Consider the following 25343-nt stretch of genomic DNA (forward strand, 5'->3'; position numbering starts at 1 on the left):
CTGTTCCACGAATCAGGCCGGCTTCCGGCCGCGCCGCTAAAGGAGGTAAATATATGGCAAGGGACAATTCCGGCAAGGTACTCAAGACCATTCTGTACATTCTACTTGCTCTGGTTGTCATAATTTCAGCAGGCGGGTATGTCTTTTACAGGAGCATGATGAAGAGCCCTGTCCCGAAGGTCGAAGGCGAGCTGAAGGCGGGCGGGCTCAGGGAGAGCGTAGAGGTTTTGCGCGATGAGTGGGGGGTGCCTCACATATATGCTAAAAACATGCATGACCTCATGTTCGCCCAGGGCTATGTTCAGGCTCAGGACCGCTTCTGGCAGATGGAGTTCTTCCGCAAGACATGCGGAGGGCGCATAGAGGAACTCACTGGCAGGAAGGCCGCCCTGGTGAACGCCGATATATATCTTCGGTCTCTTGGCATATACAGGGTCGTGGAGGAGGAGTACAAAAGCTATTCCTCTGCGGACCGGGCCCTTCTTGACGCCTTTGCCAAGGGCGTGAACGCATATATATCGAAGAGAACCCCCGGACAGCTATCGGTAAACTACTCAATCCTCGGACTTACGGGAGTAAAGTTCAAGGTGGAGCCCTGGTCGGCTCTGGATTCCCTGGCCTTTTCAAAGCTTATGGCCTGGGACCTCGGCCTGTCACGCGACATGGAGCAGCCTCGGACAAAACTTTATGCAAAGCTGGGTGCGAAAATGGCCGAACAATTCCTCGTTCCGCCATGGCCGCTCAAGGAGAAGCCCACCATACTTCTCGATGAGGATATAAAAGCAATGTTCCCGGATGCACTCAATCCCTCTTCTCCCGGTCAGGCGGTTAAGCTCTCATCCAATGAAATTCCGGCAGGAAAGGCATTTGAAAATACCGGCCCGCTGGCGGATCTGTCCATGCTGATGGGACAGACGGAAGGGACAGGCAGCAACTCATGGGTGGCCACAGGAGGCCTTACAAAAAGCGGCATGCCTCTGCTTGCAAACGACCCTCATCTCGGCATACAGCAGCCCTCGATATGGTACGAGATTGCGCTTCACTGCCCGGATGACGGCAGGGGGAGACCCTTCGACGTGGCAGGCTTCGCATTTGCATCGAGTCCCGGAGTGGTTGTAGGCCACAATAACGACATCGCCTGGGGCACAACGAACGTATACCCCGACGTTAACGACCAGTATCAGATAAAGGTGAACCCGGGCAACCCTTTGCAGTACGAATGGGACGGCAAATGGCGGGATATGACGGTTCATGAGGAATCTATCCTGGCAGGCAACGGTAAACCTCCGATCGTGATCAATGTCCGGAAAACACACCTCGGCCCGATCATCAACGACAACAAATACGACGAAAAAACAGGCCAGACCACCGGCTTCAATGTAATGGACCCTCTGGCCCTGCACTGGACGGGTCTTATGCCAGGCACAATAGCGCTTGCCATCATCAGGCTCGACAGAGCAAAGGACTTCAACGAGTTTCGCGATGCGCTCAGGTACTGGGACACGCCTTCTCAGAGCGTGGTATATGCCGACCGAAAAGGCAATATCGGCTACCAGATGCCGGGCAAGATACCTGTGAGAGTGAAAGGTCATACCGGACAGGTGCCGGTGCCGGGATGGACATCGGCATATGAATGGAAAGGATTTGTTCCCTTCGAGCTCCTTCCCCATCTGCTCAACCCGGCCAGGAACTTCATCGTAGCATGCAACCAGGAGGTGGCGCCTCCCGAGTACTTCGCCATGCTTGATGCCAGGCTCGGTCCGGATGTCAACGCCGATTTCGGAAGCAGATACAACAAATGGGTCTACGGCTACCGCTCGCAGCGTGCCTATGAGCTTATCAGGCAGCTTGCACCAAACACCACGGCCACATTCCAGACAATGCAGAGCGACAACAAATGTCTCTCGGCGGATGAACTGCTGCCTTATCTGGGCAGCCTCAAGCTGAGTGACCCTGCTCTTGCAGAAGCCCGTGACTGGCTCATGAAATGGGATCGCTTCACGGAAGAGGACAGCCCCGAGGCCGCACTCTATATGGAGTTCTGCATGAAGCTGTTCAAAAATACTTTCCAGGACCAGCTTGGAGACATTCTCAAGTCTGACGGCCTCGACAAGGAGATGTGGGCTCTCAACCTTCTCATGAAAGACCCTCTCAATGACTGGTGGGACGACGCTGCAACTGCAGGCATAAAGGAGAATCGCGACGACATCCTGACCCGCTCGTTCAGCGAGGGTTATTCTGCTGCCGTAGCGTCTCTCGGAACAGACCGCAGCAAGTGGAAGTGGGGCACTCTTCACAAGGCAACCTTCGTGAGCAACCCTCTGGGCGCTTCAAAGATCGGCCTCCTGGAATCCCTTGTCAACCAGGGGCCTGTTGCCACCAGCGGCAGCACGGAATGCCTCAACAACAACATCTGGTATGCGAGCAAGGGTGATTTCAGTGTGGGGCTCATACCTTCCATGCGCATGATCGTAGACATGAGCGACCTGACGAAGTGCGTAAGTATAAACTCGACAGGCTCGTCCGGCCATCCGGGAAATAAATGGTACGGCGATCAGATCGAACCCTGGGCGAAGCTCAAATACCGTCCGATGCTTTGGAGTCGAGAACAGGTTGAGACAGGGGCGAGGCACAGGCTGACATTGAAGCCATAACGGTAGCCCCGTTTATTCTGGCCATGATTATCATGGCCAGATTCTGACGCCGGGGTTACGTGTCGGCTTTGTCTTCCTCCTTCAGCTCAGCATGTCGCGACCGTAATCCAGAATACGGCGGGCGATCACGAGCATCTGAATCTGCTGGGTTCCTTCGTAGATGTCATTGACCTTGTTGTCCCGCATCCATTTTTCCAGCAGATATTCCCGGGAATAGCCTATGGGGCCCAGGATCTCCACGCATTTCTGGACTATGATATTGCCGTATCTGCCGCATTTGGCCTTGGCGATTGACGCCTCGAGATTGTTGGGACGTCCGTTGTCAGCCATCCAGGCAGCCCTTTCTACAAGCAGCCGCATGACCTCGAGCTGGGTTTCCATCCATATCAGATCACGCTCGACGGCTGTCTGCTTAAGCGGAAGGCTGTTATAAGAGACAGTGACTCCTTCCTTTTCGAGGGCTTCCCTTGTGAATTCATATGCAGCCCTGGCGCAGCCCGTAGCCATGGCAGCGACAAGGGGCCGCGTGTTGTCAAAGGTCTGCATGACGCCTTTGAAACCTCCTTCGGGCTTTATCTCCGGATCACCCAGGAGGTTTGTCTTCGGAATGCGGCAGTCTTCGAAAACAAGGGTTGCGGTGTCCGAGGCCCTGATGCCGCATTTCTTCTCTAGCTTTTCCACCCTGAACCCCGGGGTCCCCTTTTCTACAAGGAAGGATTTTATTGCAGCCCTGCCTCTGGACTTGTCCAGTGTGGCCCACACCACGACAGCATCACACCTGTCCCCGTCGGTAACGAAGATTTTTTCGCCATTGATCACATATTCGTCTCCGTCGAGGACTGCGGTTGTGGAAACCGCTCCTGCATCGGAACCGCACCCCGGCTCGGTGATTGCCATGGCACAGTATTTCATGCCGAATCTTTCAAACTGTTCGTCGGTTGCCACGGCATTGACGGCTGCATTGCCGAGGCCTCCGCCCGGCATCGCGAGCATAAGACCCACATCACCCCACGACATTTCCTCGGCCCCAGCAACGCCTATCGCGTTGCTTCCGATGCGGTCCTCGGTCTCTTTGATTTCCTTCTTTTCCTTCTTGCTCCTTTTTCCGCCACCCATGCCCGCCTGCATGACGGGTTTGAATGCCTCCAGTTCCACGGCTCGTTCATGTTCATGGTCATCATAGTATCTGGCTATCGGCCGAACGATATTCTTTACCATGCCGTTCAGCATCATCCTTACCTGATCAATAATTTCCGGTGTTTCGAAGTTTATCATCTTGTTTTCCCCCTTACCCTTAAGAAAAATTACACCATCATCATGCCTTCGAGCATGGAAAACGCCCTGGCGTTTCTGAACCACAACTCAACCGGATGTTCGCGGATAAGCCCGTGTCCGCCCAGGATGGACACCCCGTAATCGGCTATTTTGAAGGCCTGTTCTGAGGCATACATCTTGGACATGCAGGCCAGCCGCATGGCATTGTCCTTCTGATCCGCGGTCCATGCAGCCTTGAAGTTCAAAAGCCTGCAGCCGTCTATTTCTATGGCCATATCGGCCAGCATGAATGCGATGGCCTGTCTGGAAGCTATTGGCATACCGAAGGCAATGCGTTCCTTTGCATAATCGATGCAGTAGTCTTTTGAGGCTGAAGCGACACCCACTGCTGCCGCCGACAGGGCAATTCGGCTGCAGGCGATCAGTCTGGTATAATTGAGGTTCTCCAGACGATTTTCCACTCCCACACGGCAATCCTGAAAGTCTATGCTGAATGTGTCAAGGGCATTCATTCCCATATTCTTTTCCTTTTCTCCGATAGTCACACCATTCAGAGATTTGTCGATAATGAACGCCTCGACGCCTTCTGATCCGCCGCCTGAAACGACAGAAGCGATGACGATGAAATTCTGCGCCCTGTCAGCCAGGGGAACCAGGCACTTCTTTCCGTTAAGGACGTATTGATTTCCTTTGCGCACAGCCGTGGTCCTGATATTCGCCACATTGAAGCCAATGGCATGTTCCATGACCGCCAGTGTCCCTGTGGTGTAGGAACTGCCGCAGAAAGGTGGGAGATACTTCTCTTTCTGGGCATCGCTTCCCATCTCCAGAACAGGCAGAACGAACAGGAACGGCGCCATGACCGCACAGGCAAGCGACATATCTCCGTAGGCCAGTTCTTCGGCAATGATTGAGTTGTTGAGTACGGACCTTGCGGATGCATACCCCCCGTACCTTTCAGGAATGAAACTGGCGGCAAGACCCAGATCCCAGGAACCTGCCAGGAATTCATCAGGTATCTGCGCCTTTTCTTCACAATCCCTGGCAATGGGGCGTATCCTGTCCGCAGCAAAACGGCGCATCGATTCCTGAATCTGCCTTTGGTCCTCATCCAAACTGAATGTTGACATATCCACCTCCAATTTACGGGTTAATTTGCATCTGCACAGGTGAGCTAAAGTAAATATTTTTAAGGATACATATATTTTAACAGTGAAGAAAAAGAATGAAAGGGGGGGTGTGTCAATTCATGTGATTGCAGGAAGAATGAATAACCTGCCCGAGTAAATTCATTCAAGCCTGGCGTCCGGGACTTCGGCGCATGTAGCGGGTATCACCGGCACATGCTCGATTACTTTCATGGACTTCCAGGCACCGTTCCTGAATCTGAAGTAAAAGATGAAGCTAAGGAGGATTACATAGGTTGTAGCGATTGCCCAGCAGGCATAAATGCCGCCCCCCAGCCTCAGCGCAATCCATGTGGGTGCAATGAGGACAAAAACGGATGAGATCACGATACTTACCATGACAAATTTCGTATCTCCCGCCCCTTTGAGTGTTGAAGAGAATATTATGCTTACCGCATCAAAGAGCGAATAAAGGGCGACGAACCTGAGAAGGATAACGGTCAGCCTCGATATCTCGGCCATGTCATGCCCGTGGGCATTGGATGAATATATACCGACAAAAATCCCCGGCGTAACAGCAAAGAGCAGTGCCACTATCCCCATGTAGACCATAGTGAAATGAAATCCCGAGAATGTGCTCTTTTCCGACAGGTCTGTCCTTCCCATGCCTATGTATTTCCCGGTAAGGACGGAAACCGCAATGCCTGCGCCGAGCATTGGCATGAAGGCGAGCGTGTTGATGTTGAAAGCTATGTTGGTTGCAGCGAGGTTTATGGTTCCAAGTCTCCCCACAAGAAGCACGAATACCGTGAATCCCGCCATGTCTATGAAAAACTGCACACCTGACGGGAATCCGAATTTCAGAAGCCTTAAGAAAAGTTTCCTGTCGAATCTGAATCCTGTCGCAATGCCGTAACGCCTCGATTCACCCGGCCTTAAAAGAAGGGCAAGGTATAATAGAAATGCAGCTGTTACGGCAATAATCGATGCAATGCCTGCGCCCTTTATCCCCAGAGCCGGGAATCCCAGATTCCCGAAGATAAGGCAATAGTCAAGTATTATGTTTATGACGGTCGCGGTGATATCTATAAAGAATACAATCCAGGGTCTGCTCAGGCCGGAAAAAAATCCGCTCATGGCGGAAGATGCTATCATGGGAAAGGAAGCAAAGCAGAGAACCTTGAAATATATTTCTTCCAGGGCCCTGACCTCGGGACTGTGTCCCGCCATCATAAAGATAGGGCCTGCAAACGGTATGAGCGCAAGGCTGATGACAGCCCCGATGACGGAGAAAAAAACTCCCTGCCAGACGGCGGAACCAATCCTTGAATTCATGCCGGCGCCGCTGTACTGAGCCACGAAGGTTCCCGTATAGCTTGCAGTGCCAATGAACAGGCTGACGATGGCGAAGTTCAGAAGACCGGCCGGCATGGCTGCTGCGATCGCCTCAGGTGAATACCATGTAAGGAACATTCGGTTGACGAAATGCTGTATCGACCATAGCGAGGTACTCAGGATGAGAGGGATAGCAAGCGCAAGAAATTCCCTGTACCCTCCGTCGGAATGCCACCGGCTGCTGATTTTCATCAGATAATCCTTTAATGCATATTAAACAAAAGCGATATTGAATTCATCCATGATCCGGCTATTTCCCGGTTTGCCCCGAAAAGTGGTCAATCAGATGAGGATAGTATTTCTCAAACTCATGAAGCATCTTTTCAAACGGGAAATCATCAAATATGCCGTAATCGTGCACATATTCCATATGGCGTTTGCCTGTAGAGTCGAAGGGGTGGAAAACTGAATCCGCTTCGCCGTCGAATTCCAGAGGGAGTGTTCCGAATTTTTCGCATAGTCTGATGTCGAATGCCGGAGTCGCCTTTACCCATTTTCCGTCAATGTTGAGGGCCGTATATCCGTGAAAAACGAACAGATCGGTTTTCATAAGATTGATAAGCTTCTTTGTGGCAAGGTGATTGCGAACGTTGGCGAAGCCAAGCCGTGCGGGTATTCCTAGGGCGCGGGCGGCAGCTGCAAGCAGGATCGCCTTCTGTATGCAGAAACCTTCCCTTCGCTCAAGCACGTAGCTTGCCTTGTAATGGGACCTGTCGAGCGTCAGACAGTAGGGATTGTAGGTAAACCCGTCGCGTACCGCATAGTAAAGGCTGACGGCCTGCTCTTTTTTTCTTCCCGATGTGCCGGCCGATTCCGAGGCAAATCTGCGGATGTCAGGGCTGTCGCTGTCGATGTATGAGGTCGGTTCAATAAACTCTTTCATGATTCTTATGATAGGTTGAAATCAGCGGCCGGGTCAACACCTCATTGCCATGGAAAAGACAGGTTTTCCGTCAGGAACGAAGCATAGGAAATTTGAGGTTTGCCATCCGATAACGCATTGACTACCTTATGCTTATCACTTAATATATTCGTATGCAAAAAATCCTACTAGTCGAGGACGACAAAAGACTGCAAACCCTTATCAGGGACGAATTGGAAGAGGAAAACTACGAGATAATCCTTGCGTCCGACGGTAAGCAGGCACTTGCGCTTCTGAAGGAAGGTATCGTCAGTATCGACCTCATAATCATGGATTTGAGAATGCCGAACATGGACGGGCTCGATGCCATCGGCCATCTTCTGAAGGCAAGGCTCAACATCCCGATAATCATCCATACGGCGTATTCCAGCTATAAAAACGATCCTCTCGCAATGGCCGCGGATGCGTATGTAGTAAAATCTCATGATCTGACCGAATTGAAGGCAAAAATAAATGAGCTCATTGGGGAAAAGGCATGAATCCAAAGGATGTCGATGTAGTCATACTCGCAGGCGGCAAGGGCGAAAGGCTTTATCCTCTCACCAAAGACAGGGCGAAGCCGGCGGTTCCTTTCGGCGGGATGTACCGCATTATAGATTTTACGCTTTCCAATTGCGTTAATTCAGGATTGAGAAGGATATACGTCCTGTCGCAGTACAAGTCGCTGTCCCTCAACAGGCATATACAGCTTGGATGGCTGCCATTCTTTTCGGCGCCTATGGGCGAGTTCATTTACAGCATCCCTGCGCAGCAGAGGGTAGGCGACACATGGTATGAGGGAACGGCCGATGCGGTCTTCCAGAATATCTACACCCTGCAGAAGGACATGCCTCAATATACCCTGATCCTCTCGGGCGATCATGTGTACCAGATGGATTACCGGGAGATGATCCGCTACCACGAGGAAAAAGGGGCTGACCTGACGGTAGGCGGAATAATCATGCCGGTCGAAACCGCTGATCAGTTCGGGGTTATAAGGGCAAATTCCAGCATGGAGATAATTGAGTTCCAGGAAAAGCCCAAAAAGAATCCATTCACACTGCCTGATGATCCCACCAAGGTTTTTGTATCAATGGGAATTTATGTGTTCAATACCGCCGCTCTTGTCAGGAATCTTGTCGAAGATGCAAAGAGCAGTTCAAGCTCTCACGATTTCGGCAAGGATGTCATTCCCAAAATGACAAAAGATGCAAAGGTGGTCGTATATCCTTTCACAGGTATGGGCAGGAAAGGTGAAGAACCGTACTGGCGTGACATAGGTACGCTCGAGGCATACTATGAAGCGAACATCGATCTTGTAAGAGTTACTCCTAAGTGCAACCTTTATGATCCGAGGTGGCCCATACACACGGTTTTCAGCCCTTATCCTCCGGCCAAGATGGTGTTTGCAGGCGGTGCCGATGGAAAGAGGATAGGCCTTGTGCTGGATTCGATTGTCTGCGGGGGGGCGATAGTCTCGGGCGGCAAGGTCGAACTTTCGATAATCTCGCCGAATGTCCGCGTCAACAGTTATGCCGAGGTGAGCGAATCTTATCTCATGGATGGCGTTGTTGTCGGACGGAACAGCAGAATAAAGCGCGCTATTGTGGATAAGGATGTTAACATACCGCCCAACATGACAATCGGTTATGACATGGAAGAAGACAAAAAGCGCTTTGATGTATCTTCCACGGGCATAGTAGTAATACCAAGGAATTCCCCGTTTGACTGAAGCGAAAAAGAGTTTTTCCATCATCAGTCTGGGGTGTCCCAAAAACCTTGTTGATTCGGAATATATCTGCGAGAAATTATCTGGTGCCGGGTTTACCATGGTGAATGAAACCGGCGAATCGGATGTCGTGATTGTAAACACATGCGCTTTTCTTCAGTCATCCGTGAGAGAATCGATTGATACGATGCTTGAATGGCTTGACAGGGGAAAAGAAGTTGTCTGCACAGGCTGCATCGTAAGCCGCTACGGAAAGAATTTAAAAAGGGAGTTTCCTGAAATAAAGGTTTTCGCGGGCCCCGGCACGTATGACAAACTGCCCCGAATGATCATGGAGGGTGATGAATGTGCTAAGCCTCTTTTCGGTTCCGTCACAGCGAGGACCTTCACTTCGACAAGGGGGTATGCATATGTGAAGATCAGCGAAGGCTGCTCGAATCACTGCAGCTACTGCCTGATACCATCGCTTCGAGGTGAACTCGTAAGCAAGCCGGAAGCCCTTGTTATCGAAGAATGTGGCAACCTTATAAAGAAAGGCGCCAGAGAGCTTATCCTGATAGGACAGGACCTGGGCGGCTACGGAAAAGAAAGAGGTGTCAAAGACGCCCTGCCCGGCCTTGTAAAAAAATTAAGCGCGCTTGACAGGGATGTATGGATAAGACTCATGTACATCCATCCGGCATCTCTTACCAGAAGGCTTGTCGAGACAATCATGGAGAATCCTAATGTATGCAGGTATGTGGATATCCCTGTTCAGCATATCTCGGGCAGCGTGCTTGAAAAAATGGGCAGAAAAGGCGGGAAAAATGCGGTTGAGCGGTCACTTGCCATGCTTGATGATGCAGGGATATGGATACGGTCCACACTTATGGTCGGACACCCAGGAGAGGATGAGAAGGCGTTTTCGGAGCTTGTCGGACTTGTGGACTCGGGCATATTCGGGTCAATGGGCGCATTCGTCTATTCACCCGAGGCCGGGACAGAAAGTGCTGCGATGACGCAGATTGAAGAGACCGTAAAAAAGGGACGTCTGAAAAAAATAATGAGTATGCAGAAAAAGGTTTCAAGAAAACGCTTGAAGACACTTATCGGAAGGACGGAAAAGGTGCTTGTAGAGGGTTTTCATCCCGAGACCGGGCTTCTGCTGAAGGGCAGGACACAGTTTCAGGCCCCCGATGTTGACGGTATGACAATGATAAATGAGGGCAGCGCACCATTCGGTGATTTTGCAAAGGTTGAACTTATAAGGTCTACGGATTATGATCTTATCGGGAGGATTGTATGACGGCTAAGGAGATAATCGAAGCGGGCAAAGAGGTCCTTGCTGCTGAAATAGAAGGGCTTTCGGGAGTTCTTGCGCAGGTCGATGAAAATTTTGCCAGAGCCGTGGATGTGATCGCATCTTCTCCTGGCAAGGTAATACTGACAGGCGTAGGCAAATCAGGAATAGTTGCGAGAAAGATAGCTTCAACGCTTGTAAGCCTAGGCACGAACTCCATATACCTGCATCCTGTCGACGGGCTTCACGGTGACCTTGGGGTGATTGCAAAGGATGACGTCGCCATAATCCTGTCCAACAGCGGAAATACCAGGGAAATTACCGATCTCCTTCCTTTCCTTAAGCGCTTCGGGATAACGCTTATAGGCATAACCGGCGGCATCGGTTCACAGCTGGCGAAGGCGAGTGACATAGTCCTTTCCTGTCGTGTTGAAAAAGAGGCGTGCAAGCTCGGCCTGGCGCCGACGACATCCACCACTGCGCAGCTGGCGCTTGGCGATGCACTGGCTGTTGTTGTTTCCGAGGTCAAGGGTTTCGGAAGGGATGATTTCAAGGGCGTTCACCCGGCGGGTACCCTGGGAAGGCAGCTTATGTCGAGCATCTCCGATGTCATGATAACCGGTAAAAAGGTCCCCTTCGTATCCGGCGGTTCCGGTATGGATGAGGTGCTTAAGGAGATGACAGCAAAGAAGCTGGGGCTCACTCTTGTCGGCACTGTTGATTCGATTGAGGGCATAGTGACTGACGGCGACCTCAGACGCGCACTTGAGAAACACGGAAGTGCGCTGCCGGCACTTACTGCAAGAGATATCATGACAAAGAATCCGAGGCGTATATCGGGTGATATACTTGCCATCGAGGCGCTTGACATGATGGAAAAACACCAGATTACATCTCTTCTCGTAATGGATGATGAGAAGTTCCGTGGCGTCGTACACCTGCACGACCTTCTGGGCAGGGGAAACCTTGCTATCAAGGGATTATGAAACGTTGATATGTGCACAGTACCTCGAAGGTGATGCTTCGCAGATGGAATCTGAGGCGCAGGGATATTATTCTTTATTTGCCTCAAGAACCTCACGGACTTTTGCAGCCAGAGCGCTTACAGAAAAAGGCTTCTGGATGAAATGCATTCCATGATCGAGAACGCCGTGAAGAGCTACAATGTCTGCGGTGTATCCAGACATGAAAAGTACCTTGAGATGAGGGTATAGCTCCAGAATTTTTTTGGCAAGTTCGGGCCCGTTCATCTCGGGCATGACAACGTCGGATATTATCATGTGAATATTGTGGCTGGCGTAATCTTCAGCCATGAGGATTGCATCCCTGGAACCGGATGCGGCCAGAACGGTATATCCCATGTTCTGAAGCATCATAGCCGTCATATTGAGTATTGACGGTTCGTCTTCCACCAGCAGTATGGTTTCATTGCCGTTTGTCGATTGTTCCGATGCGGTTTCCGTTTGAGTTTCCGTTGCCTTGCCTTCATACCGGGGCAGATAGATCGTAAAGGTCGTTCCCTTTCCGGGCTCGCTGTATGCATTGATAAAGCCGTTGTTCTGTTTTACGATACCATAGACCGTGGCCATTCCAAGACCGGTTCCCTTGCCTGTCTCCTTCGTGGTGAAAAAGGGCTCGAAGACCTGTGCCAATGTTTCCTTGTCCATGCCGCAGCCGTTGTCGCTCAGGGCAAGCCGCACATAATCCCCGGGTGCAAAGCCATGGTGCATTGAACAGTACTCTTCATCAAAGGTCACATTGTTCGTTTCAATAGATATTTTGCCGATTCCCGAGATGGCATCACGGGCATTAACGCACAGATTGGCCAGTATCTGGTCGATCTGGGAAGGGTCCATCATTACCGGCCAGACCCCGTCTCCCGGCAGCCATGTAAGATCGATATCCTCGCCGATTAGCCTCTGAAGCATTTTAAGCATGCTTTCAACGGTTTTGTTCAAATCAAGCACTACCGGTGTGATAGCCTGCTTGCGGGCAAAGGCCAGAAGCTGCCGTGTAAGATCAGCAGAGCGGTTGGCAGCCTTGCGGATCTCCTGAAGGGACGCGGTAATGGGCTGGGCAGGGTCAATCTTCATCAGCGCCATTTCAACACGTCCGAGGATTACACTCAGCATGTTGTTGAAGTCATGCGCGACGCCTCCGGCCAGACGGCCGACGGATTCCATCTTCTGTGCCTGCAGGAGCTGGCTTTCAAGCCTGGCCTTTTCCTCTTCGGCCTGTATGCGCTCGGTGATTTCCCGGCCCACACCCCTGAAGCCTATGATTTCACCGTTCCGGTTTCTGAGAGGGAATCCTGTCATCTCGGCGTATCCCGTCGTTCCATCCCTGCGGACAGCCTTGTAGCGGATATCCCTCACGGGCTTGCCTGTATTGTATATTAATGCAAAGGCGTCATATACGATGTGCATGTCTTCTTCGGCCACATGAACCCTGAAGCTTTTTCCCATCAGTTCTTCCCTGGGATATCTTAATAGACGGCAGATCGCATCGTTCAAAAAGGTTATGTTGCCTTTTATATCCACTTCAAAATATGCATCCTCGGTCTCGTCGAGAATTGTACGGTATCTCTCCTCGGACTGGCGCAGCATCTCTTCCATTTTCTTCCGCTCTGTTACGTCGCGTGTAGTACCTCTGAACCCGATCGGTTTGCCTGCCGAATCTTTTATCAGCGAGGCCGATATCTCGACCTGCCGTCTTGTTCCGTCTTTTCTGATGATCTCATAATCAAATAGATTGCTGGATGTTCCCGTGTTGTAAATTTTATTGAAGGCTTCATATGCTTTTATCGAGTTTTCTTTGTCTGCAAACTGCCGGTGGTTCATGCCCATCAATTCTTCTCTTGAATACCCGTGTATTTTACAGATCGATTCGTTAAAAAATGTGAGACTGCCTGAAAGGTCGAGCTCGAAATATCCGTCCTGGATGTCTTCAATAATGTTCCTGTATTTTTCCTCGGACTGCCACAGATTTTCTTCCATTTGCATGTGCCTGGTAATCTCCTGGCCGATTCCCCGAAAACCGATAATCTCTCCTTGACGGTTCAGCAGAGGAAGGCCTGCAATTTCTGCAAATCCTGTTGTTCCATCACTGCGAACTGCCTTGTAGCGGATATCTCTTATGGTCATACCGGTTTTGTATATTTTACCGAAGGCATCATACAAAATAGGGATATCATCTTTATGGACATGAATTCTGAAGCTTTTTCCGAGCAGGTCTTCCTTTGGATATTTTAAAAGACGGCAGACGGCATCATTTAAAAAAGTGAAATTACCGGCAAGGTCCACCTCGAAATATACTTCTTCCATCTCATCCAGAATGGTCCGGTACCTTTCTTCTGACTGACGTATTGTCTCTTCAGCCTTTTTTCTCTCGGTTATGTCACGGGCGATTCCGTAGAACCCTATTGGTCTGCCTGATTCATCTTTTTTTAATGAAGCCGCGACTTCAACCTGTCTTTTAGTACCGTCTTTCCTTGTGATTTCATAATCGAATATGCTGCCGGATATCCCTGTTCTGTAGATATTATTGAAGGCGTCGAATGATTTCTTTGCATTTGCCTTATCTGTATACTGCCGGTTGTTCATACCCATCAATTCTTCTCGTGGATAACCATGCATTTCACAGATCGATTTGTTGAAAAATGTGAAGTTGCCGGCAAGGTCAACCTCGAAATAACCGTCCCTGATATTCTCTATAATGGTTTCGTTTTTCTCCCCGGGCCACTGAAGCTTTTCTTCATTCCGCCTCTGCCCGGTGATAATCTTTCGAATCCCGGTCGTGAGTGAGGATTCTGCATTTTCATCAAAAGACCGTGAGCTGTCTGCCGGGATATCCAGCATTATGCCGCCTGTATTTCCGGAAAGCACCTCTCCGGCGATTTTTCGCAGGCTTGAAACATTGAAGATCTCTTGCTTTTTTTCAGTCTTTTCCTTCATCCACCATCCTTCAATTTTCTATCGGGTCATTCTTTAAATCCTTATGCCCATCACATTTACTGTACTTAATCCCCATGTGAATTAAGGACACGATAAACATGCATGTCTGCACATGATCAACACACAGGTTTTGACCTCGATTGCAGCTTTAAAATCAACAAACTGCTTTTTATCAGATAAAAACTGTATATTTTTGCGCGCCATATTAATGCATATCGGCAAGTTGGCGATAAATATTAGGTTTTATTGACATATGATGGTTGGACGGGCTACTTGATCATAAAAATTAATCTGAAACTTCATAAATATACTGGTGCCGGAGGCGGGAATCGAACCCGCACGGGGCCGGGCCCCTTCGGATTTTGAGTCCGACGCGTCTGCCAGTTCCACCACTCCGGCACAGAAATAATCTACTAACAAAGCAGGCATATTTTTGCAAGGCATCTATTGACAAATCAGATAACTTCAAACAATACCATTAAGACATTATTCTATTGGGGGCGACAATGGCAGATGAAAGCATTCTTGTTCATTCGTTCATGAAAAATGCGCTTGAAGAGGTCAGGGTATCGGTAAGCACTTACAAAGGTAAAAAATATGTGGATCTGAGGGTCTATTACCAGGATGACAACGGCGAATACAAACCTTCAAAGAAAGGCATAGCTATCAGTCCAGAGCTTCTGCCTGAGCTTGAAAACGCTATAGGGAAATTAAAAGAGATTATTGAGTCTCAAGAATAAGGATTGATAATACCATTCATGACTGGCTCTGGTTCCTGCCGTGTTTCAGGGGCCTGTTTGTCTTGATGCGGTTCTAAGAAAATATATTTTCAATATTGCCACCTTTCATTTGTTGAGTTATGTCCACTATAATATCTATTATAATTCATGGGTTAGATTTGTAGTAAAAAAGCAAATGGAGGGAAGATATGAATTTTAACATTACCCAGGAACAAAGGATGCTTCAGGAAACCGTAAAACGCTTTGCCGAAAAAGAAGTTGCCCCCCTCGTTGAAGAAATGGATCGTGATGAAAAGTTCAATGAACAGCTCTGGGAAAAGGCGAAACCCATCGGACTTCTCGGAATGGGAGTGGAGCCGGAATATGGCGGGATGCTTACGGATTACCTGTCTTTCGGCCTTATGGCCGAGGAATTGAGCAAGGTGGATGCAGGCGTCACCGTAACCCTTGGGGCGCATACCCTTTTATGCGCAAACAATATTGCCAGAAATGCAACCCCAGAGCAGAAAGATAAATACCTGCCCGCCATTGCCGCCGGTAATTTGAGGGGCTGCATGGGTCTTACCGAACCCGGTGCAGGCTCGGATGCAATTTCTCTCAAGACAAGGGCCAGAAGAGACGGCGACTATTACATCCTGAACGGCACCAAGACATTCATATCCAATGCACCCATAGCCGATGTGGCGCTTATTTATGCGACAACCGATCCCGCACTCGGACTTGAAGGCCTGTGCGCATTCATTGTCGAGAAGGATTTCCCCGGGTATAAGGTGGGAAGGAAACTCTCCAAGATGGGGCTTCGCTCATCGCCTACAGGTGAGATCATTATGGAAGATTGCAGGGTACCTGTAGAAAATCTTCTTGGAGGAGTCGAGGGCAAGGGCCTTAAGACGATGTTCTCCGGCCTTGACCTGGAGCGTTTCATGTGGTCTTGCATGGCGATAGGCATAGCGGAAGCGGCTTTCAGCGCGGCGCTCAAATATTCGAAGGAAAGGGAGCAGTTCGGGCAGCCCATCTTCAATTTCCAGATGATACAGGATAAGCTTGCTACCATGCTGGTCGAAATCGAGGCATCGAAGCTTCTGGCATATAAGGGCATTACATGCTGGGATGAGGGTAATTTCAAAGAGGCCAGGATGCTTGCGGCCCAGGTCAAATTTTATGCATGCGAAATGGTGAACCGCGTAACCGCTGAAGCAGTGCATATTCACGGCGGCTATGGCTATATGAAGGAATTTCCTGTAGAAAGGTATATGCGCGATGCGAAGGTTTTCCCGATAGGAGCGGGAACGACCGAGGTACAAAAACTTATAATCGCAAACTATCTGAATAAATAACAGGGATAATACATGCATGAGCTTCCGGTCACAGAAGGCATATTGAACATTGTGCTGAAGCATGCAGCGAATGCCCGAGTGAAAAAGGTGGTGTCCATATCATTAAAGATCGGAGAAATGAGCGATCTTGAAGATGAATGGATTCAGCGTTATTTCGACTACCTGAGCAAAGATACTGTCGCGCAGGGCGCAAAGCTGAAAATTGAAAGGGTGCCGGTGACAATCAGGTGCAATGTCTGCTCCGAGGTATATCCGGTCGATATAAGAAAAGTGAGTGATGCATGCTGCCCTGCATGCGGCAGCGATAAAGGATCGATGGTCTCCGGCAGGGAATACCATGTAAAGGACATGGAGGTTATCTGATGGAAGAGGTTCGTCTCATTGAACTCAAAGAAGAGATAATGACAGACAACAATTCCCTTGCCGCCGAACTGAAAAAAATGCTCAGGGGAAAAAAGACATTCCTTGTCAATATTATGTCGTCTCCGGGTGCAGGCAAAACAACGCTTATTCTGAAAACAATTGAATTGTTAAAAAACAGGTTCAGAATTGCAGTCATTGAAGCCGATATCGATTCAGTCGTGGATGCGGAAAAAGTTGCCCGGCTGGGAGTAAAAGCGGTCCAGCTGAGGACGGGAGGGTTTTGTCACCTTGATGCTTCAATGGTCAGCAAGGGTCTCGATGCGCTTGACCTTGACAATCTTGATCTTATCATAATCGAGAATGTCGGCAATCTGGTATGCCCCGCGGAGTTTGATACTGGCGCAATCAGAAACGTCATAATCCTGAGCATCCCCGAAGGAGATGACAAACCCCTTAAATATCCGCTCATGTTTACAGTCTGCGACTGCCTGATAGTAAGCAAGACGGATTGTGCCTCCATGTTCGATTTCGATGCAGAGATACTAGAAAAACGCGTCAAGAAGCTTAACCCTGAAATAAAAATATTTCCGCTTTCAGCCAGGACGGGATCTGGAATTGAGGCGTGGACCGGATGGCTTGAAAAAGAAATCCGTGAATTTGTTGAGAGCCCGGCCTGATTGATCTTATTGCGCAGGACCGGTAGAACCCTTATATGCAGCCAGGAGCTTTATCAAGCGGCTTGCTGTTTTTGCATCCATACTGGCAAGTATAGGGCCTGAGATGTTATCCCTCATTCCGGCGAGGATATCAACCGCCTGTCCGGTCTCAAGTCCTTCCATAAGCCTTGCCGCGGATTTTGAATCCATTGCAGAATATATCCTTATCAGTCTTCTGACCCTTGAATCGCTTACACGGTTTATCTGCTTAAGTTCCTGCTGTATGCGAGACTCGGTCTGCTCAAGATTTTTAAGCCTGCTGTCCAGTTCCCTGCCGAGAACTGCAAGGCCCGCTTCGTCCGCCCTCAGCTCTTCGCGCTGCTTCAATATCAGGTAAAATTCATTTTCAGGATCAGGCGGCAGTGCTTTCACAGCCGGTTTTGCAGCCGTGTTTTCAGCTGCATAAGGGATGGAAGGAATCATGGCAATAGCGACGAACATGATAAGGGATAAAAGAAATCTTATGAAACATTTTTTCTCAGACAAGCACATCTTCCCTTCCTTTGCCTGCAATTACGAGCCTTCCTAGCCTTTCCAGTTTTCTGGCAATGCGGATGATATTCTGCTGTGCGGTCTCGACATCGGCTATCCTTACTGGTCCCATCGATTCAAGGTCTTCCTTGAGCATCTCTGCCGCCCTGCTTGACATGTTCGTGAATATCTTTTCCTTCAACTCATCGTTCGCAGTTTTGAGTGCCAGGATAAGGTCCTCATTGGTTATCTCCTTAAGAAGCGTCTGGATTCCACGACTGTCTATGTTCATGATATCGTCAAAAACGAACATCTTCTGGCGTATCCTGTCTGCAAGCAGAGGATCGACATCTTCAAGAGACGCAAAGATGATATTTTCGGTATTTATATCGAGATGATTCATTATGTCTGCAACATAATCAACGCCCCCAAGCTTCCTTCCTTCATATGCACCCATTGCTTCGATATCTCTTTTGAGTACCTGTTCCAGTTCGTCTATTACCACCCTCGGGATTATTCCCATGTTAGCCATCCTGAATATGACCTCGCCCTGTATCTTTTCGGGCATTGAGCCCAGTATTCTGGCAGACCTGTTCCCCGGAAGATGCGATAAAACAACAGCTATCGTCTGCGGGTGTTCGCCCTTAAGATAATCTGAAAGAATGGAGACATCCACGTGATTCAGTGTCGAGAACGGACCGGTTTCATTTTCTTTATAGGCTTCCACATCAGTAGCCCCGGTTTTAACAGTATCAGGACTTTCGGCAATCAGAGTTTTTGCCTGTGGGCTTTCGGTTTTTTCCTCCGAGGTTTCCTTAATTTCATACTTTACAGCGGGACTGCCGGGTATATGAAGTCCGGCCCTGTTTTTTCTGTTTAAATATATGAAACAGGCCAGCAATAAGGCAAGCACTGCAATAATGATGATAGAAAGAATCGGCAGTGAATTGAAGATACGGCTGCCGGTTAAACCGCTCTCATAAACCTGAGAGGTTTTTCTGATCAAAGGCATGGATGTAACGGCAATGGTATCATCACGTGTTTCATCAAATCCGAGAGCCTGCTTCAATACAGTCTCTATATTCATGATTTCACTTTGTGCTGCCGGTACAAATATCTTTTTTCCTGATTTGTCTTTGGAATAAGACCCATCTACGATGACGGATACGGAAAGCCTCCTGATCTCACCCGGGGCCTGGATGTATTCTGTAACGATATAAGGATTTTCAGCCGCCTCATTCATTCCGGATGACAGAGATGACCCTTGTGCTTCCTTTCCACGGACCCTTTTTACAACCTCCATGTCGATGTCGGCATTAATTGTGACAAGAGCTTTGCCCGGTCCCAGAAGTCTGTCAAGAATATCCTGTGCCCTTTTTTCAAGGCTGTCTTCAATCATCTGTTTGGCTTCGACTCCCTGGTTTGATAATCTTGGTGTTGTATCCATATTCTCTCTTCCGGTAATTGCCGCGGATAATCTGGAGGTATTCACTGACATGAATAAAAGCACTGCAAAAACGATGACCAGCACCGTAAGTGAAACGATCAGGGTCAGACTGATGTAATGAAACTTTTTAAAGAATGATACTGGCATGCTGTTCGCGTCTGCAGCTAAAACATTATCGGCTGCAAATCTTTCCGTATGTCTGTTAAAAGTCGTTTCCATTATGTCGTTCCCTCATGACTGATAAGCAATTGCCGTACCATGTCTGAAACATGTGCAAATAAGCCATTTTCAGCCGGCCTTTTTGGAAGAGCTTTTCGAAAGTGCAGGATTTTTGACGCTTTCGGTTTCAGGTTTGAAATATCTTTGAATGGACTTATCAATATTAATTTCATTAAGCAGAAGTTTTGCGGCGGCAGCTGCTGTGGAATCTTTGCCTGAACTTATGATTTCTTCATATATCCGGGTGGTCTTTAAATAATCCTGGTCTTTAGCTATTGCCGTTTGCAACAGGATTGCCTTTGTCTGGTAGGGTGAATCCGGGTACTCTCTTATTAGCCTTGAAAAGAGATTGATTGCACGTAATGGTTCTGTTCCTGCGAGATCGCATGCCCTGATAAAGAGTGCGCGGTCAATAACAGGTGAGGCGGCAGTTTTAAGCCTTGTTATGCTGTCGTAAACATTCATCTCCTTTTGGGTTTCGTTAGCCATATTATAAAGATAGGCCTTCAAGCGCAGCCGGCTCAAGCTTTCATTCTCATCAGGCACCAGATTTTCAAGATAGTTAATCGCTTCCTTGTATCTTCCAAGCATCACAAGCAGTTCCGCTTTCTTTGTTTTCATAGCTGGGATTTCCGGGAAATTATCTGGATTTTCCAGACACGTGTCGGTTAATTTCAGGGCTTTGCTTAAATGCCCTTTTCTGGTTTCGATCTTAACAAGAAGCGAAATAGCCTGGTTTTTTATTTCACTTGTTCCCGTATTGATTATTATGTCTGTCATTTTTGATGCATCGTCAATATAACCTTCTTTGAGCAACAGACCGGAAAGTCTGATTAAAAGTTCAGGATTGCTGATGTCTTTGAACATGCTGTCTTTATAGGACATATAAGCGCTTAGTATCACACTGTCCCGGTTGCCGTTGTTTTGAACTGCAAGTTCTTCAAGGAGTCGTTGAGCACCTGTTTTTGAATATACATGAACAGAGTCGCTGACGCGGGTAATCGCCCATGCCTCATAATACATCTTGAAGGCCTCAATCATTTTGCCATATCTGGCATTGGTCTTTGCCATGCTGTATGCGACAATTGGCAGGCTGTCAGGGTACTCGGAGATGGCTCTTCTATAGAGGGCAGTAAGTTGCTCGTACGTTCTGGCGGATGGGGATTTATCAACTGTATCACGCTCTTCAATGATTGAAGCCATTCGAAGCATGGCCGCTACCGCACCGGGTGATCTGTTTATCGAGGCTTCATAATAAAGGGCATATGCATTATCCCGTCTGCCGAGTATGTTCAGGCAGTCACCGAGAATGATAAGTGCTTCTGTCCTTGAAGATGGAATGCCCAGATTAACGGCTTTTTCAAGAAAAACAGCTGCATCAGCGGGATTGCCTGTTTTAAATAGTGCCGAGCCCGTTGTCAGGTAGATATCAGGACTGAATCTGTAGATGTTTTTGTCCAGTGACAGGGCTTTGTTATACATCTGAAGTGCTTTTAAATATTCATTAAGTCCGGTGTATGCATCTCCCTTGACTGCATAGAATCGCGACTGCAGATTATTTGAGATATGGCTCAAATCGAAATTTCTAATTATCCGTACGGTCTGTGCATAGGCGTCATTATATTTTTTTTGAATATTGAAGTTCTCGGCTTTCAGGACATTGGCTGAAAATCTCAGTTCATTGTCAGAGGAAGAGGTTAATTTGTTTATAAGTCTTGAGGCCTCTTCGGGTCTTGATGATTTGTTGAGCATATCCGCATATTCCGCTGAAAGCGCATCTCTGTCCTTGCCGTCGGGCATTGCATTCACTGCCTCTCCCATAAGGTCGCAGGCTTTTGATGCCATTGCCTGATTGTAGGGGTAGTACATAGCCCAGTGAATTCTCGCCAGAAGGGATTTCTCGAAAACGTTCAGGTTTTCCCTTTGATTTTCAAGGGCTGCCGCCGTGTAAGAATATTCATCATTTTCAAAGGCATTAACAAGATCAATGGATATCCTGTCTGATGTGTTGGAATATTTGACGCTTTTGCCTGACTGGCTGATTTCACCGGACAGGCATACATTGTTTGAAATTACCAGTATAAACAGTATTAATGCACCTGCAAGGATGATTTTCAAAACATGACAGTGTGTTTTTGATATTTTCACAAATTATAGTCATACAACTTCTATGCCAGAAATTTAAAAAGCTCACCGAAAAACAGCCAGGCATGCTATCTAGGATTGTATCCCCTGCTTTTTGATCTTTTCGACAAGGGTTGTTCTGTTCAGATTCAATAGCTTGGCGGCCCTGTTTTTTATCCAGCCTGATTTTTTGAGCGCCTGTATGATAATATTTTTCTCGAAATCACTGACCACATCAGAAAGGTCAATACCCTCGTCAGGCAGTATGAAGTCAAGCGATGCGCCTGAGCCTCGGACCTGGCCTGAAAGAATCTTTTCCGGCAGGTCTTCAGTTGTCACAGGATTACCGTTACAGAGAACTGAAAGCCTCTCAATAAGATTCTCGAGTTCCCTGACATTGCCGGGCCATCTGTAGTTCATCAGATGCTGCATGACCTGCGTGTTTATCTCTATTGCTTCCATCGATTTTTCTCTTACATTTTTTTCAATAAAAAACTTTATGAGTGCCGGGATATCGTCAGGTCTTTCCCTGAGAGGGGGAAGGATGATGGGAATAACATTCAGCCTGTAATAAAGGTCTTCCCTGAAGTGTCCCTTATCGACTTCTTCCTCGAGGTTTTTGTTTGTTGCGGCGATTATGCGCACATTGGCCTTGATGGTATTAATGCCGCCTACACGCTCGAATTCCTTTTCCTGAAGCACCCTGAGGAGCTTGACCTGAAGATTCGGGCTCATTTCAGATATTTCATCAAGAAAAATGCTTCCTCCCGCTGCAATTTCAAACCTGCCCGTGTGCATCCTGAATGCGCCGGTGAAGGCCCCTTTTTCATGTCCGAACAGTTCACTTTCCAGCAGTTCTTCGGGTATTGCACCGCAGTTAACCGGGACAAAGGGAAGACGGGATCGTCTGGATTTTCCGTGGATGGCCCTTGCCACCAGTTCCTTGCCGGTACCTGATTCTCCCAGGATGAGCACGGTTGAGTCAGTGTTTGCAATCTTCGATATGAGATCAAAAATCTTGATCATTTTCTCTGAAGTGCCGATTATGTTCTCGATTTTGTGCTTGTCCATTATTTTCCTCTGACAGGACGGTAGCACAGCAAAGGTGGGAGCGTCAATATTTAGACGCTCCTGAAACAGGTTTATTATCTGGATGCGTTGACTCTGTCCCTCATGTCCTTTCCGGTTTTGAAGAACGGAAGACTTTTGGGTCTAACCTTGATTTTCTCGCCGCTTTTAGGGTTTCTCCCCACATATGGTTTGTAATTCCTGATCATGAAGCTGCCGAATCCTCTGATTTCGACCCTCTGGGAATCTTTAAGGGACTTGATTATGGAATCGAAAACAGTATTGACCACTGCCTCCGATTTCTTGGGGTGGAGCGCCAGTTTCATTGACAGTTCTTCAATTAATTCAGACTTATTCACAGCTTACCTCCAAAATAAAATGATGTTTAGAAATATAAAGTCCATGACGATTAAGTCAAGCAAGTTTCTGCTTTTTTTGCATATTTAATAATGCTCTCACTTCCGGATCCCCCAATTCCCTGATCTCACGCGGCCTCATTTTTCCGAGCGATATGGGCCCTATTGCAATCCTTTTGATTGAAACTACATTAAGCCCTACAGCTTCAGCCATTCTTTTTATCTGATTTTTAAGGCCCTGCTTTAACGTGATTCTGACAGTTGTCATGCCTTTTACATCTTGTATTCTTTCAACAAGCGCCTCTCTTGTAACTATTCCGTCAATTTCAACACCTTTGGACATTTTACGGAGCGCCGCGGCGGATGCTTCGGGCCTCAGATCAACAATATATACTTTTCCCAAATTGTGCGTCGGGTGATGGATGGCATTTGCCATATCGCCGTCGTTGGTAAGGATCAAAAGCCCTTCCGCATCAAAATCCAGCCTGCCGACCGGGAAGACGCCTTTGTATTTTTCGGGGATCAGATCATTGATGCATGCCCGGCCTTCGGGATCCTTCATTGTCGTGATCATGTATTTAGGCTTGTAGACCGCCAGATAATATTTCCTGCTTTGATAAAGAGGCTCTCCGTCGAGCCGAATATCATCTGTTTCAGGGTCTATTGTTTCGCCGATCGATGCGATATGGCCGTTTATTGAAACCCTTGCCGACGCGATTGCGTTGTCAGCCGCACGTCTTGACATTGCTCCGCATTGAGAAAGATATCTGTTAATCCTTACCTGCATTCATGTAATATATATGTTTTTATTTATCTTAAAAAGGTAATTGTATTGATCATAAATCAACCTGAGAACAGGTAAAATAATGGCATTCTCCGGGTTAATTAAATGCAGTGGTTATATGAGTTTCTTTCATGACGTTATTATATTTGCACTTGGCAATTCTGCCGATGAATTTCTTCTGCTTAAGGTAAAGGGATACGTGTATCGCTTTTGCAAAATTCCCTATAATCCGGCTTATGCTGCATGCCGCCGAGACCATATCAGGTATTGCAGCTTTTTCTGCTTTGATTATATTTGATGGTGTGTGTGGGGGAATTGGCAGACAATCCGCATTCATTAAGATTGGATTCTTTGCCGTTGCCGCTCAGATTATTCCCGTATTATTTGAAAAAGACCGGAAAGGAGGATGAATCATGCAGATCATGAAAGGGGCTGAACCGATTTTTCTTAAAGGTGGAGAAAATGCCTGCCTTCTGATACACGGCCTGACAGGGACCCCTTCGGAGATGGCATACCTTGCTGGAAGGATGAATGAAGCCGGTTATACTGTCAAAGTACCGTTATTGCCCGGACACGGAACAGATATCAAGGAACTAAACATAACGACATGGCCTGCATGGGTCGGTGCCGTTTCCGAAGAGCTTGTAAAGATGTATCAAAGGCATGAAAATGTTTATGTGGCAGGGCTGTCAATGGGTGGGATAATGACACTCGCCATGGCTGCGCTGCATGGAAACCTTATTCAGGGAGGCGCAGTTTTTTCCACCCCACTGTGGTTCAAGCCCTTTGCGGCAAGATATATACTTCCAATACTTGGAAGAACTCCTCTGGCGAGTATTATAGGCGATCTGCCCTCGACACCCGGTCAGGATGTGAAAGAACCCCAGGGCGCCCCTCATGTAAGCTACGGAAGGAACTCCATACCTGCGACATATTCACTGATGGAGCTTATGGGGCTGATCAGAAAAAAGAGTTTTCTGTCAAGTATTAGAACCCCCCTGCTCATAATGCAGTCAACCCAGGATATCTTCATACATTCCGGCAGTGCAAGACGTATCTATGATAATATCTCTTCAACAAAGAAGAAGATCATAATGCTTAATGACTGTTATCATGCAATTACCGTCGATAAGGAAAGGTCAAAGGTAGCAGATGCCATGATAGATTTCTTCTCTTTACAACAGGTAAATCGTACACCTTGACGGTTATCAGTAAGGGATGGCACATTAGAAAATATTTGAAGTGAACATTTCCGGATGTTTTCAAGTCATAACGCTCCCTCAGAGAGGGAGGCTTGACGGTTATGAGCCGTCTCAAAGACGGCCGTTAGAATCTGCCCTCTTACCTCTCACTGTCCATCTTCGGCAATGTATTCCTTAACCTTTTCCAATTCAAAACCAACTGT

21 protein-coding genes and 1 tRNA gene are annotated in these 25343 nt (G+C 48.0%); 10 read left to right on the top strand and 12 right to left on the bottom strand.

What is annotated here, in order from left to right:
- The first annotated feature begins 53 nt into the window (after nt 1-53).
- Nucleotides 54-2654, top strand: a complete 2601-nt coding sequence (locus tag VIS94_11940; protein ID HEY9161785.1) for a penicillin acylase family protein — start codon at nt 54-56, stop codon at nt 2652-2654.
- Between the two features lie 81 nt (nt 2655-2735).
- Here VIS94_11940 and VIS94_11945 read toward each other — a convergent pair whose 3' ends face one another.
- From VIS94_11945 to VIS94_11960, 4 genes are all read right to left on the bottom strand, one after another.
- The gene (locus tag VIS94_11945; protein HEY9161786.1) at nt 2736-3929 is read right to left on the bottom strand and encodes an acyl-CoA dehydrogenase family protein; all 1194 of its coding nucleotides are present in this window, start codon (nt 3927-3929) and stop codon (nt 2736-2738) included.
- Between the two features lie 29 nt (nt 3930-3958).
- Nucleotides 3959-5059, bottom strand: a complete 1101-nt coding sequence (locus VIS94_11950) for an acyl-CoA dehydrogenase family protein (protein HEY9161787.1) — start codon at nt 5057-5059, stop codon at nt 3959-3961.
- Nucleotides 5060-5218: 159 nt separating this feature from the next.
- Nucleotides 5219-6643 (bottom strand): MATE family efflux transporter, encoded by a 1425-nt coding sequence (locus VIS94_11955; GenBank protein ID HEY9161788.1) that lies wholly within the window; start codon nt 6641-6643, stop codon nt 5219-5221.
- Between the two features lie 58 nt (nt 6644-6701).
- Nucleotides 6702-7334, bottom strand: coding sequence for a transglutaminase family protein (locus tag VIS94_11960; GenBank protein HEY9161789.1), 633 nt, complete (start codon nt 7332-7334; stop codon nt 6702-6704).
- Between the two features lie 152 nt (nt 7335-7486).
- Between VIS94_11960 and VIS94_11965 the strand changes: the two genes are divergently transcribed.
- The 4 genes from VIS94_11965 to VIS94_11980 are packed head-to-tail and all read left to right on the top strand — an operon-like array spanning nt 7487 to nt 11346.
- On the top strand, nt 7487-7852 hold the full coding sequence (locus tag VIS94_11965) for a response regulator (protein ID HEY9161790.1): 366 nt from the start codon (nt 7487-7489) through the stop codon (nt 7850-7852).
- Nucleotides 7849-9084 carry a glucose-1-phosphate adenylyltransferase gene (glgC, locus tag VIS94_11970; protein ID HEY9161791.1) on the top strand — a complete coding sequence of 412 codons (1236 nt, stop codon included), beginning with the start codon at nt 7849-7851 and terminating at the stop codon, nt 9082-9084. Before VIS94_11965 ends, glgC begins: the two co-directional genes overlap by 4 nt.
- A complete protein-coding gene (gene rimO, locus VIS94_11975; GenBank protein ID HEY9161792.1) occupies nt 9077-10366 on the top strand; it encodes a 30S ribosomal protein S12 methylthiotransferase RimO in 1290 nt (429 codons plus the stop codon). Before glgC ends, rimO begins: the two co-directional genes overlap by 8 nt.
- Entirely contained in the window at nt 10363-11346 is a 984-nt protein-coding gene (locus tag VIS94_11980; protein HEY9161793.1) for a KpsF/GutQ family sugar-phosphate isomerase, read from the top strand. The genes rimO and VIS94_11980 overlap by 4 nt, the downstream gene beginning before the upstream one ends.
- Before the next feature lie 66 nt (nt 11347-11412).
- Here the strand turns inward: VIS94_11980 and VIS94_11985 are convergent, their stop codons facing one another.
- Complete coding sequence (locus VIS94_11985) at nt 11413-14313, bottom strand: PAS domain S-box protein (protein ID HEY9161794.1); 2901 nt, start codon at nt 14311-14313, stop codon at nt 11413-11415.
- A 311-nt stretch (nt 14314-14624) separates the two neighbouring features.
- Nucleotides 14625-14712, bottom strand: a tRNA-Leu gene (locus tag VIS94_11990).
- A 107-nt stretch (nt 14713-14819) separates the two neighbouring features.
- Between VIS94_11990 and VIS94_11995 the strand changes: the two genes are divergently transcribed.
- The 4 genes from VIS94_11995 to hypB all read left to right on the top strand — a co-directional run bounded on the left by VIS94_11995 (nt 14820) and on the right by hypB (nt 17430).
- Complete coding sequence (locus tag VIS94_11995; protein ID HEY9161795.1) at nt 14820-15053, top strand: transcriptional coactivator p15/PC4 family protein; 234 nt, start codon at nt 14820-14822, stop codon at nt 15051-15053.
- 188 nt (nt 15054-15241) lie between these two features.
- Nucleotides 15242-16390 (top strand): acyl-CoA dehydrogenase family protein, encoded by a 1149-nt coding sequence (locus tag VIS94_12000; GenBank protein HEY9161796.1) that lies wholly within the window; start codon nt 15242-15244, stop codon nt 16388-16390.
- Between the two features lie 12 nt (nt 16391-16402).
- Complete coding sequence (hypA, locus tag VIS94_12005; GenBank protein ID HEY9161797.1) at nt 16403-16753, top strand: hydrogenase maturation nickel metallochaperone HypA; 351 nt, start codon at nt 16403-16405, stop codon at nt 16751-16753.
- Entirely contained in the window at nt 16753-17430 is a 678-nt protein-coding gene (hypB, locus tag VIS94_12010; GenBank protein ID HEY9161798.1) for a hydrogenase nickel incorporation protein HypB, read from the top strand. The genes hypA and hypB overlap by 1 nt, the downstream gene beginning before the upstream one ends.
- Before the next feature lie 6 nt (nt 17431-17436).
- On the opposite strand, the gene VIS94_12015 is transcribed toward hypB, so the two are convergent.
- The 6 genes from VIS94_12015 to VIS94_12040 all read right to left on the bottom strand — a co-directional run bounded on the left by VIS94_12015 (nt 17437) and on the right by VIS94_12040 (nt 23899).
- Nucleotides 17437-17955: a hypothetical protein gene (locus tag VIS94_12015; GenBank protein HEY9161799.1), complete on the bottom strand. Its 519-nt coding sequence runs from the start codon at nt 17953-17955 to the stop codon at nt 17437-17439.
- Nucleotides 17948-19606 (bottom strand): flagellar motor switch protein FliG, encoded by a 1659-nt coding sequence (gene fliG / locus VIS94_12020; protein ID HEY9161800.1) that lies wholly within the window; start codon nt 19604-19606, stop codon nt 17948-17950. The genes VIS94_12015 and fliG overlap by 8 nt, the downstream gene beginning before the upstream one ends.
- Nucleotides 19607-19675: 69 nt before the next feature.
- Nucleotides 19676-21754, bottom strand: coding sequence for a tetratricopeptide repeat protein (locus tag VIS94_12025; protein ID HEY9161801.1), 2079 nt, complete (start codon nt 21752-21754; stop codon nt 19676-19678).
- A 69-nt stretch (nt 21755-21823) separates the two neighbouring features.
- Nucleotides 21824-22801: a sigma-54 dependent transcriptional regulator gene (locus VIS94_12030; protein HEY9161802.1), complete on the bottom strand. Its 978-nt coding sequence runs from the start codon at nt 22799-22801 to the stop codon at nt 21824-21826.
- 74 nt (nt 22802-22875) lie between these two features.
- The gene (locus tag VIS94_12035; GenBank protein ID HEY9161803.1) at nt 22876-23157 is read right to left on the bottom strand and encodes an HU family DNA-binding protein; all 282 of its coding nucleotides are present in this window, start codon (nt 23155-23157) and stop codon (nt 22876-22878) included.
- Nucleotides 23158-23212: 55 nt separating this feature from the next.
- Nucleotides 23213-23899 (bottom strand): pseudouridine synthase, encoded by a 687-nt coding sequence (locus VIS94_12040; GenBank protein ID HEY9161804.1) that lies wholly within the window; start codon nt 23897-23899, stop codon nt 23213-23215.
- Between the two features lie 452 nt (nt 23900-24351).
- Between VIS94_12040 and VIS94_12045 the strand changes: the two genes are divergently transcribed.
- On the top strand, nt 24352-25140 hold the full coding sequence (locus VIS94_12045) for an alpha/beta fold hydrolase (GenBank protein ID HEY9161805.1): 789 nt from the start codon (nt 24352-24354) through the stop codon (nt 25138-25140).
- Nucleotides 25141-25343: the final 203 nt, after the last annotated feature.

Source organism: Desulfomonilia bacterium (genome assembly GCA_036567785.1).
Lineage (GTDB): Bacteria > Desulfobacterota > Desulfomonilia > UBA1062 > UBA1062 > DATCTV01.

Coding starts and splice junctions, on each gene's coding strand:
- VIS94_11940 (HEY9161785.1), top strand. CDS start 54: ATGGCAAGGGACAATTCCGGCAAGGTACTCAAGACCATTCTGTACATT.
- VIS94_11945 (HEY9161786.1), bottom strand. CDS start 3,929: ATGATAAACTTCGAAACACCGGAAATTATTGATCAGGTAAGGATGATG.
- VIS94_11950 (HEY9161787.1), bottom strand. CDS start 5,059: ATGTCAACATTCAGTTTGGATGAGGACCAAAGGCAGATTCAGGAATCG.
- VIS94_11955 (HEY9161788.1), bottom strand. CDS start 6,643: ATGAAAATCAGCAGCCGGTGGCATTCCGACGGAGGGTACAGGGAATTT.
- VIS94_11960 (HEY9161789.1), bottom strand. CDS start 7,334: ATGAAAGAGTTTATTGAACCGACCTCATACATCGACAGCGACAGCCCT.
- VIS94_11965 (HEY9161790.1), top strand. CDS start 7,487: ATGCAAAAAATCCTACTAGTCGAGGACGACAAAAGACTGCAAACCCTT.
- glgC (HEY9161791.1), top strand. CDS start 7,849: ATGAATCCAAAGGATGTCGATGTAGTCATACTCGCAGGCGGCAAGGGC.
- VIS94_11980 (HEY9161793.1), top strand. CDS start 10,363: ATGACGGCTAAGGAGATAATCGAAGCGGGCAAAGAGGTCCTTGCTGCT.
- VIS94_11985 (HEY9161794.1), bottom strand. CDS start 14,313: ATGAAGGAAAAGACTGAAAAAAAGCAAGAGATCTTCAATGTTTCAAGC.
- VIS94_11995 (HEY9161795.1), top strand. CDS start 14,820: ATGGCAGATGAAAGCATTCTTGTTCATTCGTTCATGAAAAATGCGCTT.
- VIS94_12000 (HEY9161796.1), top strand. CDS start 15,242: ATGAATTTTAACATTACCCAGGAACAAAGGATGCTTCAGGAAACCGTA.
- hypA (HEY9161797.1), top strand. CDS start 16,403: ATGCATGAGCTTCCGGTCACAGAAGGCATATTGAACATTGTGCTGAAG.
- hypB (HEY9161798.1), top strand. CDS start 16,753: ATGGAAGAGGTTCGTCTCATTGAACTCAAAGAAGAGATAATGACAGAC.
- fliG (HEY9161800.1), bottom strand. CDS start 19,606: ATGGAAACGACTTTTAACAGACATACGGAAAGATTTGCAGCCGATAAT.
- VIS94_12030 (HEY9161802.1), bottom strand. CDS start 22,801: ATGGACAAGCACAAAATCGAGAACATAATCGGCACTTCAGAGAAAATG.
- VIS94_12040 (HEY9161804.1), bottom strand. CDS start 23,899: ATGTCAAGACGTGCGGCTGACAACGCAATCGCGTCGGCAAGGGTTTCA.
- VIS94_12045 (HEY9161805.1), top strand. CDS start 24,352: ATGCAGATCATGAAAGGGGCTGAACCGATTTTTCTTAAAGGTGGAGAA.